14 protein-coding genes are annotated in these 14,351 nt (G+C 62.8%); 9 read left to right on the top strand and 5 right to left on the bottom strand.

Annotated features, from left to right (window positions below; translation table 11 throughout):
- Nucleotides 1-3 precede the first annotated feature (3 nt).
- From CYJ10_RS16375 to CYJ10_RS16355, 5 genes are all read right to left on the bottom strand, one after another.
- A complete protein-coding gene (locus tag CYJ10_RS16375; protein ID WP_101682550.1) occupies nucleotides 4-1,914 on the bottom strand; it encodes a PAS domain-containing hybrid sensor histidine kinase/response regulator in 1,911 nt (636 codons plus the stop codon).
- Nucleotides 1,915-2,283: 369 nt separating this feature from the next.
- Nucleotides 2,284-2,664 (bottom strand): VOC family protein, encoded by a 381-nt coding sequence (locus CYJ10_RS16370; protein WP_101682549.1) that lies wholly within the window; start codon nucleotides 2,662-2,664, stop codon nucleotides 2,284-2,286.
- A gap of 213 nt (nucleotides 2,665-2,877) precedes the next feature.
- The gene (locus CYJ10_RS16365) at nucleotides 2,878-3,423 is read right to left on the bottom strand and encodes a hypothetical protein (RefSeq protein ID WP_101682548.1); all 546 of its coding nucleotides are present in this window, start codon (nucleotides 3,421-3,423) and stop codon (nucleotides 2,878-2,880) included.
- 268 nt (nucleotides 3,424-3,691) lie between these two features.
- Nucleotides 3,692-4,693, bottom strand: coding sequence for a Bug family tripartite tricarboxylate transporter substrate binding protein (locus CYJ10_RS16360; RefSeq protein WP_101682547.1), 1,002 nt, complete (start codon nucleotides 4,691-4,693; stop codon nucleotides 3,692-3,694).
- Nucleotides 4,694-4,706: 13 nt separating this feature from the next.
- On the bottom strand, nucleotides 4,707-5,801 hold the full coding sequence (locus CYJ10_RS16355) for a porin (RefSeq protein ID WP_101682546.1): 1,095 nt from the start codon (nucleotides 5,799-5,801) through the stop codon (nucleotides 4,707-4,709).
- A gap of 494 nt (nucleotides 5,802-6,295) precedes the next feature.
- Here CYJ10_RS16355 and CYJ10_RS16350 point away from each other — a divergent pair, with 494 nt between their 5' ends.
- From CYJ10_RS16350 to CYJ10_RS16310, 9 genes are all read left to right on the top strand, one after another.
- Complete coding sequence (locus CYJ10_RS16350; protein WP_101682545.1) at nucleotides 6,296-7,189, top strand: alpha/beta fold hydrolase; 894 nt, start codon at nucleotides 6,296-6,298, stop codon at nucleotides 7,187-7,189.
- Nucleotides 7,190-7,407: 218 nt separating this feature from the next.
- On the top strand, nucleotides 7,408-7,713 hold the full coding sequence (locus tag CYJ10_RS16345) for a recombinase-like helix-turn-helix domain-containing protein (protein ID WP_374703274.1): 306 nt from the start codon (nucleotides 7,408-7,410) through the stop codon (nucleotides 7,711-7,713).
- Nucleotides 7,714-7,746: 33 nt separating this feature from the next.
- A complete protein-coding gene (locus CYJ10_RS16340; protein ID WP_101682543.1) occupies nucleotides 7,747-8,802 on the top strand; it encodes an aromatic ring-hydroxylating dioxygenase subunit alpha in 1,056 nt (351 codons plus the stop codon).
- A complete protein-coding gene (locus tag CYJ10_RS16335; protein ID WP_101682542.1) occupies nucleotides 8,795-9,565 on the top strand; it encodes an SDR family oxidoreductase in 771 nt (256 codons plus the stop codon). Before CYJ10_RS16340 ends, CYJ10_RS16335 begins: the two co-directional genes overlap by 8 nt.
- A gap of 25 nt (nucleotides 9,566-9,590) precedes the next feature.
- The gene (locus CYJ10_RS16330) at nucleotides 9,591-10,127 is read left to right on the top strand and encodes a cupin domain-containing protein (protein WP_101682541.1); all 537 of its coding nucleotides are present in this window, start codon (nucleotides 9,591-9,593) and stop codon (nucleotides 10,125-10,127) included.
- Between the two features lie 22 nt (nucleotides 10,128-10,149).
- Nucleotides 10,150-11,016 (top strand): IclR family transcriptional regulator, encoded by an 867-nt coding sequence (locus CYJ10_RS16325; protein WP_101682540.1) that lies wholly within the window; start codon nucleotides 10,150-10,152, stop codon nucleotides 11,014-11,016.
- A gap of 16 nt (nucleotides 11,017-11,032) precedes the next feature.
- The gene (locus CYJ10_RS16320; RefSeq protein WP_101682539.1) at nucleotides 11,033-11,836 is read left to right on the top strand and encodes an SDR family oxidoreductase; all 804 of its coding nucleotides are present in this window, start codon (nucleotides 11,033-11,035) and stop codon (nucleotides 11,834-11,836) included.
- A complete protein-coding gene (locus tag CYJ10_RS16315) occupies nucleotides 11,829-13,526 on the top strand; it encodes a thiamine pyrophosphate-binding protein (RefSeq protein WP_101682538.1) in 1,698 nt (565 codons plus the stop codon). The genes CYJ10_RS16320 and CYJ10_RS16315 overlap by 8 nt, the downstream gene beginning before the upstream one ends.
- Nucleotides 13,527-13,538: 12 nt before the next feature.
- A complete protein-coding gene (locus CYJ10_RS16310; protein WP_101682537.1) occupies nucleotides 13,539-14,345 on the top strand; it encodes an aspartate dehydrogenase in 807 nt (268 codons plus the stop codon).
- The last annotated feature ends 6 nt before the right edge of the window (nucleotides 14,346-14,351 follow it).

Here is a 14,351-nt window from a genome sequence, read left to right as displayed (position 1 = left end):
ATGTCAGGCTGTCTTGTTCGCGTTCTCGCAAAGGATCGCGTTCAACTTATCAATGTCGATCGGTTTGATAAGGTGCGCATGAAAGCCGGCGCTCTCTATTTGCTCCCGGATTCCTGGTTCACCGAAGCCTGTCAGCGCGTAAAAACGCGTCGTGCTGAGTTTTCCGTACTCTCGGAGTTCCGTAATCAGTTCAAAGCCGTCCATGTCCGGCATCGCGATATCAATGATGGCGACTTCAGGCGTAAAGCTGGCAATGCTGCGTATCGCTGATACGCCGTCATAGACGATCTCTACGGCATGACCGAACATCTGGAGCAGCAAGCCCAGACTGTCCGCGGCATCGCGGTTGTCGTCGACCAAGAGGATTCGCAGCGACGTGGCGGGTGTTGGGGCGATCGTTTCGACCGGGGTCTGGTTTTCAGTCACGATTGGCAATCGAATGGTAAGTGTGCTGCCGAGGCCTCGCCCAGGGCTGGCGGCACTGATGGAGCCTGCGTGCAACTCGATGATCGACCTGCAGAGCGACAACCCGATTCCCAATCCCCCTAACGATGATTGGCCGGGAGGCTCAGCCTGGACGAAAAGATTGAAGATGTCATCGAGGGATTCCGGCTCAATCCCACAACCTTGGTCGGTAACATAAATGTGCCCAATGTGGCCGAGCACTTCGCATCCCAAGGTAACGGTCGTGCCTTCGGGTGAAAATTTCGACGCGTTCAAAAGCACGTTCTGAAGCACTTGCGAAAGACGCGTGAGATCCCCGTGAACGAGGAAATCGGGATCCACCTGAAAACCGTCAAGGTGTTGTGACTTCGCTTCGAAAGCGGGCCGGCTTCCCTCGATAGCGGCGGTGATGACTTCGCGGACCGGCACAACCATCCGGCGGAGTTCCAGTTTGCCGGCTGCGATACGGCCAACGTCCAGCAGGTCGTCGACCAACCGAGTCAGATGCCTGAGTTGTCGACCGACGACGCCAAGGTTGGCTTTGATCAAAGCCACGTCGTCAGGTGCACGCTCCATGATCGAGGTGGCGCTATAAAGAGGGGCGAGAGGATTTCTGAGTTCATGGGCCAACGTTGCCAAAAATTCGTTCATGCGCTGGGCCGAAGCCTCCACTTCCTCGAGGTGCTTGCGCTCGCTCATGTCGCGAGTCACCTTGGCGAACCCTCTGAGCTGTCGATGTTCGTCATAGATGGCGGTCAGCGTGACGCTCGCCCAGAACAAGGAACCGTCCTTGCGCACACGCCACCCCTCGTCCTGCACTCGACCGTCACGACGGGCCGTCTCAAGAAGCTTTTCCGGCTTGCCGTCCGCAATGTCTGCCGGAGGGTAGAAGGTGGAAAAGTGTTGGCCGACGATTTCGTTGCTCCGGTATCCCTTGATTCGGGCCGCGCCAGCATTCCAGCTCATGACGTGCCCCGTCTCGTCGAGCATGAAGATGGCGTAGTCGTAGACGTTTTGCACGAGAAGACGGAAGGTCTCCTCGCGCTCCCGCAGCTTGGCAGCCGCCTGCATTTGCTCAGTCATGTCACGGGTCACCTTTGCGAACCCGATGACTTCCGTGTTCTCGTCGTATAGCGCCGTGATGACGACGTTTGCCCAGAATTGCGAGCCGTCTTTTCTTACCCGCCAGCCCTCGTCTTCGAGACGGCCGTGTCGCCTTGCTAACTCCAACTCCTTGTTTGGCCAGCCGCGTGCTATAGCGTCTTCGGTGTAGAAGCGGGAAAAGTGCGATCCGATGATTTCCTCTGCTTCATAGCCTTTGATCCTTCGCGCACCGCGATTCCAACTCGTTATGTAGCCGTCTGCATCAAGAAGATAAATCGCGTAGTCGGCAATCGTGTCAACAAGGGTACGAAAAATGTCCCGACGTTCGGGGGCAGGGTGTATCGCGGAAGGATTGGGGAGGGACATGGCAGGGGTATAGGCGACACGACGACGAACAGCCTCCCCAATGGTGGCCCAACGTGCATCGTGCTGCTGTCAGCCGGAGTCCTACATCGGCTGCCGGGGGTGGGTACTTACCCTGACTTGCTCAAACTTCGACGAGTCCCCTTGCGCCGGTTACTTTGACCGGTTTCCCCAGGTTGTTCAGGGCGAGACCAAATCGTTATCGGGAGCGGAGCGTAATCCGGTAGTCAAAGGGGCGGCGAGGTAGGGCGCAATAACAGGCGCCGTCCCGAGTGCGGTCTAGATTGCGTCGGACGGGCGACGTTACTGGGCAAGCCGCTGCATAAAGAATGCCTGAGCGACTGCAATCTCACTCTTCCCGAACGAGCCCTACTATCCAATCTTATAAGGTCGAGTCATGACCTCGAGTAAATGTCCGTCAGGATCCTCGAAATAGACCCCGCGGCCCCCGTTGTGCAGATAGGTCTCGCCGTCTCGTTGCTTTCCAGGATCGGCCCAGTAGCGAAGCCCTTGGTCTCGGACACGGGAGAAGACCTGATCAAATACGTCTTCGGTAATGAGGAATGCGTAATGCTGCATGGAAATTGCATCCTCGCTTTCGAAGAAGTCGAGCGAGACACCGTTGTCAAGCTGGACGACCAGCATCTGTCCGAACTCGAGGGGGGTTGGCAGTCCCAGAATGTTCACAAGAAACTGCGTTGACTTCCGTTTGTCGCGGCACCAGACAATCGTGTGATTGAACGCTACGCTCATGGCGTGCTCCTGCTACGGGTGACTGCCAGTTAGTCTACGCCTGTGGTCGCTCAAGCGAAATGCATGGGGTCATCCGGCCGCAGGCTTAGTGAGAGCGCGCATGAAGCCGTGATAAGGCTTGGGCCGGCTTCCCCGGCGGCCCTGGTGCTGCGTCTTCATCAATTTGAACTGTGCCGCGTGTTTCTCGTCCGTTTGCTTATCGGCGGCTACGCGTCATCCGACATTCTTTCTTGCTGCGCAGGCGATGCTTTCCGCGAAAAGCGGGGTTTCTCGGCGATTATGATCACCGGAGGCGGTTTGTCGGTCGAGAGCGGCTTGCTCAAACGAGACACCATTCTTCTCGAGAAACGCCAGAAACTCATCCGTAGGATGCGAGGTCACGCTGTTTGTATACTCGGTCTTCCCGCCGGGTAGACCTTTTGCGCGCAGTTCCCAAATTACCTGGACCTTTGTGCGTCCATGCGGTGTAAAGACATCGGAGATCGACACCATCTTGCAGTATCGTGGCTCGGTGACTTCACCGACGTAGTGCTGGACGACCAGACCGGTGCCAATCATCTCGACGTTGATGGACATGCGCTGCCCGTCATCCGTCCACGTTGCGCCGGCTGCGATGTGGTCGGGCGGTGCACACCGTTGATACTCGGCATCGGGAAGCGCGAAGAGCCACGCGGCGATATCGACCTTACTGACATCAACATCGACAACATGGCTGAAAGCGCTTTGCGAGAGGATGAGGTCGTTGCGTACCGTCGTCATTTCGGTGCTCCAGGAGTGTGCGGTTTGGCCAATGCGGCAGTTGCTGACTCGAAGTCTCTAGCAATCGCCGTGTGCCGCATTGCCAGATACGACTAGTCGTTCCCGGATTGCATTATTGAAAGAGGCGCCTTGTGTCATGACGCGCAGGGCGCGAGCAGGACCGCAAGCACTGCGGTGCGACGGCGTCCTTTTGAACCCCCAACCAGTAAAAAGGCCCGGCATTGCACCGGGCCACAAGGTCTGCATTTCTTCCGAGGCCGTTCGCGAGTCAATCCGCTTGGATCGCGAACTCCTTGACCAACTTGGTATAGCGCGCGAAGTCGGCGGCAATCAGCTTCTGCAGCACCGCAGGTTCACCGCCCACGGGGGTCACGGCAATCGTGGCCATGCGCGCCACCACATCGGGTTGTTTCAGGATGTCGTTCACGTGGCTATTCAGCATGCGGACGATCTCCGGCGGTAGGTTCTTCGGGCCCAGCAATGCCTGCCATGCGCCGATGTCGACATCCTTGTAGCCCAGTTCAGCCAGCGTCGGCACGTTTGGAGCGAAAGGCGAGCGTTTCTGGTCCGCAACGGCCAGCGGTACTAGGCTGCCGTTGCCTACGTATTGCGCCACGGCGCCATACGTGACGTAAGTCATCGGTACCTGGCCGCCGAGTACGTCGACGATGGCCGGGGCGGTGCCGCGGTATGGCACTTGCGCGATCTTCACGTTGGCCGACTTGTTGAACAGTTCGCCCATGATGTGCATCGGCGATCCATTGCCCGGTGTCGCATAGGTCTCGAGCTTGCCGGCCTTGGCGCGTGCGACAAGGTCGCTCATTTTGGCGATGCCGCTGGTCTTGTTCACGACGACGAACAGCGACTGGGTGCCCAGCTCGGCGATCGGTGTGAGATCGTTTAGCACATCGTAGCTGGCACCGGTGCCAGCCTTCAGCACCAACGGCGCGATCGACACCGTATTGGGTGCCAGCAGCAGTGTGTAACCGTCGGCGGCCGCGCGTGCTACATAGGCGCTGCCGATGGTGCCGGCGGCACCGGTGCGGTTTTCCACCACCACTGACTGCTTCAGGCGCGCGGCGAGCTTCTCGGCCATCAGCCGGGCCAGCACGTCGGTGTCGCCGCCGGCGGGATAGGCCACCACAATAGTGATCGGCTTGCTGGGATAGTTGCCTTGGGCGATAGACGGGGCAGTACTCAGCAGGGCGGCAGTGCCGACGGCGGCGCCGATCGCCCCCAGGATGACGCGACGGACAAAGTTCGGTTTCATATTGGCTTCACCCTTAGAAGACGTGCTTGATGCCGACCATGGCGCCAAACTGCTGGCCACCCGGTTTGGGGTTTGCCCCTGCCTGGGCGCCGCTCACGGACATCGCGAGCGTGCCGTCGTTGTTGATGTAGCCAGCGGTCGCGTAAACCGCCGTGCGCTTGCTGAAGTTGTACATGCCGCGGATGGCGTACAGCATCGCCTTGTTATCACTGCTTTGATAGTTCAGGTAGTAGACCTGGCCAGCCAGCGTGAAGGCGGGGGTGATGTCGTAGGCCGCACCGATGTAGTAGAGCTCGGAGAGCGGTGTCGCGCTGCCTTGGTTTTCGCGGCGGATGACGCCGGCACCGATCTTGGTGCGATCGAGCAGCACGTAGCCGGCAATCGATGCGCGGTCGTCGCGCAGACTGCTGCTGGTAAGTCCACCGAACGCGCCCGGACCGCCGCGCTGCGAGTCATACGCGGCCGTGATGCCCCACCATTTCTGGTCCCAACCGATCATGGCTGACCATTCGCGGCACTGGCTCTTGTTTGCCGGGTTTTCGCCTGCGCAATTGGTGCCGGACGGACTCGGACCCGCGTTGGTGCCATCGCGACCGAAGCTGTAGGTGGCGCCGACGGTCAGGCCGCCGAACGTTCCCTTGTAGGCGACCGCATTGTCGGCGCGGGTGTTCGGCAGATAGCTGTCCAGCGAGCCGGATCCAAACGCGTTCGGACCGAGGATGTCCGGATCGAGCGTGGCCCAGAACAGCATGGTGTACTGGCGGCCAAACGAGATCTGGCCCCACTGGTTTGACGACAGGCCCACCAGTGCCTGGCGGCCGAACAGGCGACCGCCCTGGTTGGCGGTACCGGAATCGGGCGCGAAGCCGCCTTCAAGCACGAACACGCTCTTCAGGCCGTTGCCCAAATCCTCGGTGCCGCGCAGGCCCCAGCGCGATGGCACGGTGCCGGTCAGCGTGTTCATGCGGACGACGCTATTGCCCGCAGCGCCGACGTTGTTCACGAATTCCACGCCGGTGTCCACCACGCCATACATGGTGACGGACTGGGCGGTGGCCAGCAGGGGCGCAGCTGCGAGCAGGCCCGCCGCGTACTTTGCGATCTTCATCTACCGTTTCCTTCTCTTGTCTTGTGGGCTTCTCGTGGACGTTTCCGCCGGCAACGGTATGGGGGCTGCCGTGTTTCTTTTGTTTCATTAGTAAAACAATGAACTACATAGGAAACGTTGAGCGGAATATAGGCACGGCGGGAAAAGGCGTAGATAGGGGCGAACCCTAGTGAGGCCTTGCTGTGACAGCGCGGTGCTGTCTGCACACCACTCCGTAGAGGGGGCGCGGGCGATGTCGGGGTGGTGCGTGATGCACCGCCCTGGCGCGACGCCACATGCGGTGAGCAAGGGCTTTTTTTGCGCGAGCCAAGCTTGATGCGGGTTTCGCGGTTGGCCGATGTCTGGCGCCTATCGACGCGGCTTTCGGGGCGCTACGCACCGGTATCGGGCCTCGCCAAAATCCTGCGAATCTTCTCCCTGTTTACCCTGATCCCCCGAACAGAAGGACTACGCCTATAGTCGAGAGGTTTTATTTGCAAACATGTATTTCATATATGAAACAATCTGCGCCCCAATCTGCGCCCCAATCTGCACTCCCACCTGGCGTCGACTTGCTGGCCGCGCTGGATAGTCATTTCGCCGAACGACTGGTGATGACCGGCGACGACGGCAGCCGAGTGGCTTGCCGTATCGGCGGTACGCGTGGGCCGATCATCGTGCTGCTGCACGGCATCAGTTCTGGGGCGGCTTCTTGGCTGCCGTGTGCCAGCCTGTTGGCGGCGCATGCACGTGTGATCGCGTGGGATGCGCCAGGGTACGGACATTCTTCACCGTTGCCGATGCCGGCGCCCAATGCGCATGACTACGCGAAGCGGCTCGAAGCGATGCTGGCGGCGCTGCAGGTGCGCCCCGACCTGATCGTCGGCCATTCGCTGGGCGCACTGATGGCAGCCGGGTACGCTGCCCACGCGTCGACGGCGATGCAGCCCGCCCGGTTGCTCTTGCTGAGTCCCGCGCTTGGCTACGGAGCGCCCGGCAAGGAAGAGACATCGCGTGAAGTGGCCCGGCAGCGTATCGCGGCGCTAGAAACGCAGGGCGTGGAAGGGCTGGCGCAACGGGGCCCCACGCGCTTGCTCAGTCCGTCGGCCACACCTGATGCGCAGGCATGGGTGCGTTGGAACATGCAAAAACTGAATCCGGACGGCTATCGTCAGGCCGTAGCGCTTCTGTGCGGCGACGACATCGGCCGATACCTGGAAGCGCGCGCCCGTCCGGTGGAAGTGGGATGCGGCACGCAGGACGTGGTCACCACGCCTGCAGCGTCTGCTGCGCTGGCCGAACGCTTCTGCGTGCCATTTCACGCTGTCGCCGATGCCGGCCATGCCTGCTACGTCGAGCAGCCGCAGGCCGTGGCACGACTGATCCGTAGCACGCTTTCGCAGACCTGACTTCACACCTGTGCCGTGCTTGGCCGGACATCGCCAGCACTCCCTCCCCGCACGGGTTTACCCCGATCAATCTTTAAACCGCCGTTGTCTATAGTCGTACCTGTGTTCAATATTTAAACTCGTGTTTCATAGGTAAAACGCAGCAGCGTCAGGCCGAGGAGCGCGACAGCGGATTGAGCCAGCCGTCCCCCACAAAGCAAGCCATGGAGCAAAGCGCAATGGAAAGCCTCGCGTACAACCCGAACCTGGTTCCCTGGGAGCGCCCCGCGCCCAACAACGTTGCCGGCAAGGGTCATATCGAGAAGCCCGGCCAGGTGACCAACATCGTCTGGCAGACGCGCGCCGCCGCGCCCACCGCCTACGAGAACGCGCTGGGCGACGCGCTGGAAGCCGCCTTCGAGGGCGGCGCCAAATCTCCGGAAGACATCGTGCGCGCGTTCAACCACGCCGGGTTCCTGGCCGCTGACGGGCAGTCGTGGACCGAGGAACGCTTCCTCTCCGAAATGCGCCGCCTGGGCGCCTGAGCGCCGGCCGAGACGACAAGCGAGAAGACAGACATGGAATCGAACAAGCAAGCACGCGCCGAAGCGCGTCTGAACACCGGCCTGCGCAACTACTGGTATCCGGTGGCTGCATCGTGGCAGGTCACGCATGCCCCGATCGGCATCACGCGCCTGGGCCAGAACATCGTGGTGTGGCGTGACAACGCCGGGAAGCTCAACGCACTGGAAGACCGCTGCCCGCACCGTGGCGCGCGCCTGTCGATGGGCTGGAACCTGGGCGACCGCGTGGCCTGCTGGTACCACGGCGTGGAAGTGGGCGGCGACGGCCAGGTAAAGAGCGTGCCGGCGGTCGACAACTGCCCGCTGGAAGGCCGCACCTGCGTGCGCAGCTATCCCGTGGAAGAACAGGCCGGCGCCATCTTCCTGTGGTTCGGCGACCGCGCGCCGACCGAAACCGATGCGCTGCGCCTGCCCGACGAACTGGTCAGCGACGAACACAGCAACTTCCTGTGCGTGGCGCACTGGGACTGCAACTACCGTTATGCCATCGACAACGTAATGGACCCGATGCACGGCGCGTACCTGCATGCCGTTTCGCATTCGATGGCCAGCGGCGAGAAGTCCGCCGTGATGCAGGTCGTGGAGACTGACCATGGTCTGGTCTTCGAGAAGACCGGCCAGCGCGGCGTGAACTTTGACTGGGTCGAATTTGGAGAGACCGGCACGCTGTGGCTGCGCCTGTCGATTCCGTATCTCGACAAGGTTGGTCCCGGCGGCCCATTCGGCATCGTCGGCATTGCCACGCCCGTGGATGAAGAGCACTGCATGGTGTTCTTCTGGCGTACCCGTCACGTACAGGGCTGGGAGCGCGACGTGTGGCGCTTTCTGTATCGCAACCGCCTGGAAGGCCTGCACTGGGACGTGCTGGAGCAGGACCGCGTGGTACTGGAATCGATGGCGCCGGCCGCGCGCGATCACGAAATGCTCTACGCACATGATGCCGGCATCACGCGCGTACGCCGTCTGCTGAAGCGCCGCGCCGATGCCGAAGTGGCGGACGAGCCGGTGGCCATGCTGCAACCGGTGGCCGGAGCCCACAGCCATGCCTGATCACCCGTACGCCAACCTGCTTGCTGGCCGCAAGGTGCTAGTCACCGGTGCCGCGCGCGGCCTGGGCCTGGCCTTCGCCACCGCCATTGCCGAAGCCGGCGCGAGCGTTGCCATGGCCGACATCCTGGGCGACCGCGTCGAGGAATCGGCCGCCGCACTGAAGGCGCGTGGCTTCCATGCGGTGCCGCTGCAACTCGATTTGAACGATCCGGCGTCGGTGCAGGCCTGCGCCAGCGCCGCTGCGCAGGCGCTCGGCGGTCTGGACGGCCTGGTCAATAACGGTGCAGTGACTGATTCCGGTGGCCGCAACCTGACCGAACTCGACGTTGCCACGTGGGACCGCGTGATGAACGTGAACGTGCGCGGCACGTGGCTGATGACCGCCGCCTGCACGCCCGCACTGCGTGCCAGTGGCCGTGGTGCGGTGATCAATCTGGCATCGGACACGCCGCTGTGGGGTGCACCGAACCTGCTGGCTTACGTGGCCAGCAAGAGCGCCATCATCGGCATGACCCGTTCGCTGGCCCGTGAACTGGGGGACGCGAACGTCACGGTCAACGCCGTGGCACCGGGCCTGACGCTGGTGGAGGCCACCGAATACGTGCCGCAGCACCGGCACGACTTGTACCGAAACCAGCGCGCGATCCAACGCGAACAGGTTCCCGATGATGTCTGCGGCGCTGTGCTGTTCGCGCTGTCCGATCTCGCCCGTTTCGTGACCGGCCAGACGCTGGCGGTCAACGGCGGCTTTGTCATGCCCTGAACAAAAAACTCCATAGGAAAAGGAAATGAGCGATCTGTCGCAACAGGAAAACATCAAGCGCAGCTGGGAACAACCTGAGGGCGCCTCGTTCGACAAGTGGATGGAATCGCGCGTGGCGCGCTTCAACACGCGTCGCTATGACTGGGACGCGCTGAAGTTCCAGGCCGACTACGACCCGAAGTACCGCCGCGCGCAGATGCGCTACCTGGGCACGGGCGGCACCGGTGTGGCTGCCGACACCAACACCGTACCGTCGGAGCACTTCACGTTCTCCACGATGATCATCCCCGCCGGCCACGAAGGCCCGTCGCACCTGCATACCGACGTGGAAGAGGTGTTCTTCATCCTGCGCGGCAAGATCAAACTGATCCTGGAAAAGGACGGCGAGCGCTACGAGACGATCCTGACCGACCGTGACCTGGTGTCGGTGCCACCCGGCGTCTACCGCGAGGAAATCAACATCGGCGAGGAAGATGCGCTGATGTGCGTGATGCTGGGCGCCAAGAAGCCGATCACGCCGACGTATCCGCCCGAGCACCCGCTGACGAAGGTCAAGCGCTGAAGCCAACGCGAGACGTCGAGCCATGAGCGCCAATCCTGACACTGTCGCCGTAGATGCCCTGCACGCTGAGGGCCTGGACAAGTACATCGTCCCAGGCTTGGAGCGCGGCCTGCGCTTGCTGGCCGAATTCAGTGCACGTGACCGCGTGCTGTCCGCAGCTGACCTGTCACGCCGGCTTAACGTGCCGCGCTCGACGGTGTTCCGTCTGCTGGCCACGCTGGAATCCACTGGCTATGTCGAGCGTGCAGATGGCGGTCGCGAGTACCGGCTGGGATTGGCGGTGCTGCGACTCGGCTTCGACTATCTGGCCTCGCTGGAGCTGACCGAGCTGGGCGGGCCGCTACTGAACCGTCTGCGCGACGAGATCGAGTACCCGTGCAACCTCGTCGTGCGTGATGGCCGGTCGGTCGTGTACGTAGCAAAGGCCGCGGCTTCTCGCCCGTTCGCCAGCAACGTCAATGTAGGCGCACGTCTGCCGGCACATGCCACGGTACTGGGCCACGTGCTGCTCGAGGATATGGGGCTGGATCAGTTGCGAGAGTTGTACCCGGAAGCCCAGTTACAGGTGTATTCGGAGAACACGCCGCGCACGGTGGAAGCGTTGCATGAACTGGTGCAGCAGGTGCTGCAGCGCGGCTACGTGCTGCTCGAAGGCTTCTTTGAATCAAGCATATCCACCATTGCCGCGCCGGTGCGTGACCGTACCGGCAAGGTTGTCGCTGCACTGGGTGCGACGATTCCGGCGTCTCGACTGCAGCAGGAAGAACTCGACCGGATGGTCGGGAAAGTCAGGGAAACCGCAGGCGAATTGTCGCGCCTGCTTGGCTACCGGCCTCATCGACACGTCAAACGTGCGCAGGGTCAGGTGGTTGCTATGCATCGCGAATGAGGGGAGAGGGGATTCGATGTCCATGATTGAACTCGACGGCAAGGTAGCCGTCGTGACCGGCGGGTCCTCCGGCATCGGGCTGGCCACGGTCGAATTGCTGCTGGAAGCGGGTGCCGCTGTGGCGATGTGCGGCCGCGATGCCACCCGGCTGCGCGCCGCTGAGGCCACATTGCGCGATCGCTTTGTCGGCTGCCGCCTATACGCCGCGACGTGCGACGTGCTTCAGCCCAAACAGGTCAATGCGTTCGCCGCGGACGTCGCGCGCGAACTGGGTCCGGTAGACATGCTTGTCAATAACGCCGGCCAGGGGCGCGTCTCGACGTTCGCCACGACCGAAGACGCCGCATGGCTGGAAGAGCTGCAACTCAAGTTCTTCTCGGTCATTCACCCGACGCGTGCGTTCCTGCCGCAGCTCGAGCAATCGAAGGCGGGCGCCATCGTCTGCGTGAACTCGCTGCTGGCCACGCAGCCCGAGCCGCACATGGTGGCGACGTCCGCCGCGCGAGCCGGGGTCCACAACCTTGTGCGCTCGCTGGCCACGGAATTTGCACCCAAGGGCGTACGTGTCAACGGCATCCTGATTGGCTTGGTGGAATCCGGCCAATGGCGCCGCCGCTTTGATGCGCGTCCGGAGGAAGATCGCCATCTGGACTGGACCGCGTGGACCGCGCGTCTGGCGAAACAGAAACACATTCAACTGGGCCGTCTCGGCCTGCCGCAGGAAGCCGCGCGCGCCATCCTGTTCCTTGCCTCGCCGTTGTCTTCGTACACCACGGGCAGCCATATCGATATTTCCGGAGGACTCTCCCGTCATGCGTAACGAGCAACAACAAGTCACCGTGGGCTGCGCCATTGCCGCCTTTCTTGAGCAATGCGGCGTCAAGGCTGCGTTTGGTGTGATCTCGATCCACAACATGCCCATCCTTGATGCCATGGGCGAGCGCGGCAAGATTCGCTTCGTCCCGGCGCGCGGCGAAGCCGGCGGCACGAACATGGCCGACGCCTACGCACGCACCACGGGTAGCCTTGGCGTGTGCCTGACCAGCACGGGTACCGCCGCTGGCAATGCCGCCGGTGCCATGGTGGAAGCCCTGACGGCGGGTACGCCGATGCTGCACATCACGGGCCAGATCGAAACGCCCTACCTGGACCAGAGCCTCGCCTACATCCACGAAGCGCCGGACCAGCTCACGATGCTCAAAGCCGTCTCCAAGGCTGCTTTTCGCATCCGCAGCGCCGATACCGCGATCTCGACGATCAAGCTCGCCGTGCAGACTGCGCTGACCGCACCCACCGGCCCGGTCAGCGTCGAAATCCCCATCGACATCCAGGCTGCCCTGATTCCGATGCCGAATGACCTGAAACCCCTGCCCGTGCCCCAGCACCAGCCGTCGGCCCATGCGCTCGACGCGCTGGCCGAGCGCCTGGTGAAGGCAAAGCGTCCGATGCTCTGGCTCGGCGGCGGTGCCCGCCACGCCAGCAAGCAGGTCAAGCGCCTGATGGACATGGGCTTTGGCGTGGTGACCTCCACGCAGGGCCGCGGCATCGTGGCCGAAGATGATCCGCGCTCGCTGGGTGCCTATAACCTGCACAAGCCCGTGGAAACGTTCTACCAGACCTGCGACGCGATGGTCGTGGTCGGTTCGCGCCTGCGCGGTAACGAGACACTCAAGTACGAACTGAAGCTCCCGCGTCCGCTGCTGCGCATCGATGCAGATCCGGCCGCAGAAGGCCGCTGCTACCAGAGCGACGACTTTGTCAGCGGCGATGCTGCGCTCGCGCTGGACGGTCTTGCGGATCGGCTCGAAGGACGCATGCAGATCGACAGCAACTTCGCCACGGACCTGCGCCGTGCGCATGACGCCGCCGTGGGCGCGCTGGTCGATGGCCTGGGTCCGTACAGCGCATTGGTGCAGGCGCTGCAGCAGGCCGTGGGCCGCAACTTCAACTGGGTGCGTGACGTGACCGTGTCGAACAGCACCTGGGGCAACCGTCACCTGCAACTGTTCGATTCGCGTGCCGGCGTGCATGCACTGGGCGGCGGCATTGGGCAGGGCCTGGCGATGGGCATTGGCGCCGCCGTGGGCGCGGCCGCCACGGCATCGGGCAAGAAGACGTTCACGCTGGCCGGTGATGGCGGCTTCATTCTGAACCTGGGTGAGTTGGCAACGGCCGTGCAGGAACGTGCAGACATGGTCATCGTGCTGATGAACGACAAGGGCTACGGCGTGATCAAGAATATCCAGGATGCGCAGTACGGCGGACGGCGCCACTATGTGGACCTGCACACGCCAGACTACGCGCAGCTTTGCCAGTCGCTGGCGCTGCGTCACCGTCGCGTGAGCGATCTCGCCGACATCGGCGTCGCGTTGGAAGCGGCCACGGTGGAGCCCGGTCCATTCCTGCTGGAAATCGACATGCTGTCGATCGGCAGCTTCAAGACTGTGTTTGCCGGGCCGCCGGTCAACAAGCAGGTCCCGATCGCCAATGCGGCGGCGACAGCAGCCTGAGGGGAGATGTCCATGTTGCATGTGTCGATGGTGGGTTGCGGTGCGATTGGCCGTGGCGTGCTTGAGCTGCTGAAGTCCGACCCGGACGTTGCGTTCGACGTGGTGATCGTGCCCGAAGGCACGATGGACGAGGCGCGCGGAGCGCTGTCGACGCTGGCGCCCAACGTGCGTGTGGCCACGCGCCTGGCCGACGGTGATCAGCGTCCGGACCTGCTGGTCGAATGCGCGGGCCACCAGGCGCTGGAAGAGCACGTCGTGCCAGCGCTGGAGCGCGGGATTCCGTGCCTGGTCGTGTCGGTGGGGGCACTCTCGGAGCCGGGCCTCGCAGAGCGCCTGGAAGCCGCCGCACGCCGGGGCAACACGCAGGTGCAACTGCTGTCCGGCGCCATCGGCGCCATCGACGCCCTGGCGGCTGCCCGCGTGGGTGGCCTGGACGAGGTGATCTACACGGGCCGCAAGCCGGCCCGCGCGTGGACCGGCACGCCGGCAGAGCAGCTCTTCGACCTGAACGCGCTGACCGAGCCGACCGTCATCTTCGAAGGCACGGCGCGCGAGGCGGCCCGACTCTATCCGAAGAATGCCAACGTGGCGGCCACGGTGTCGTTGGCCGGCCTGGGCCTGGACCGCACCGCGGTCAAGTTGCTGGCCGATCCGTCGGCGGTAGAGAACGTTCACCACGTGGAAGCGCGCGGCGCATTTGGTGGCTTCGAGCTGACCATGCGCGGCAAACCGCTGGCTGCCAACCCCAAGACGTCCGCGCTGACCGTGTTCAGCGTTGTACGCGCCCTCGGCAACCGCGCACATGCGGTGTCGATCTGAAGCGAG

Source organism: Cupriavidus pauculus (genome assembly GCF_002858765.1).
GTDB lineage: Bacteria > Pseudomonadota > Gammaproteobacteria > Burkholderiales > Burkholderiaceae > Cupriavidus > Cupriavidus pauculus_B.
This window is presented reverse-complemented; position numbering and strand designations above follow the sequence as displayed.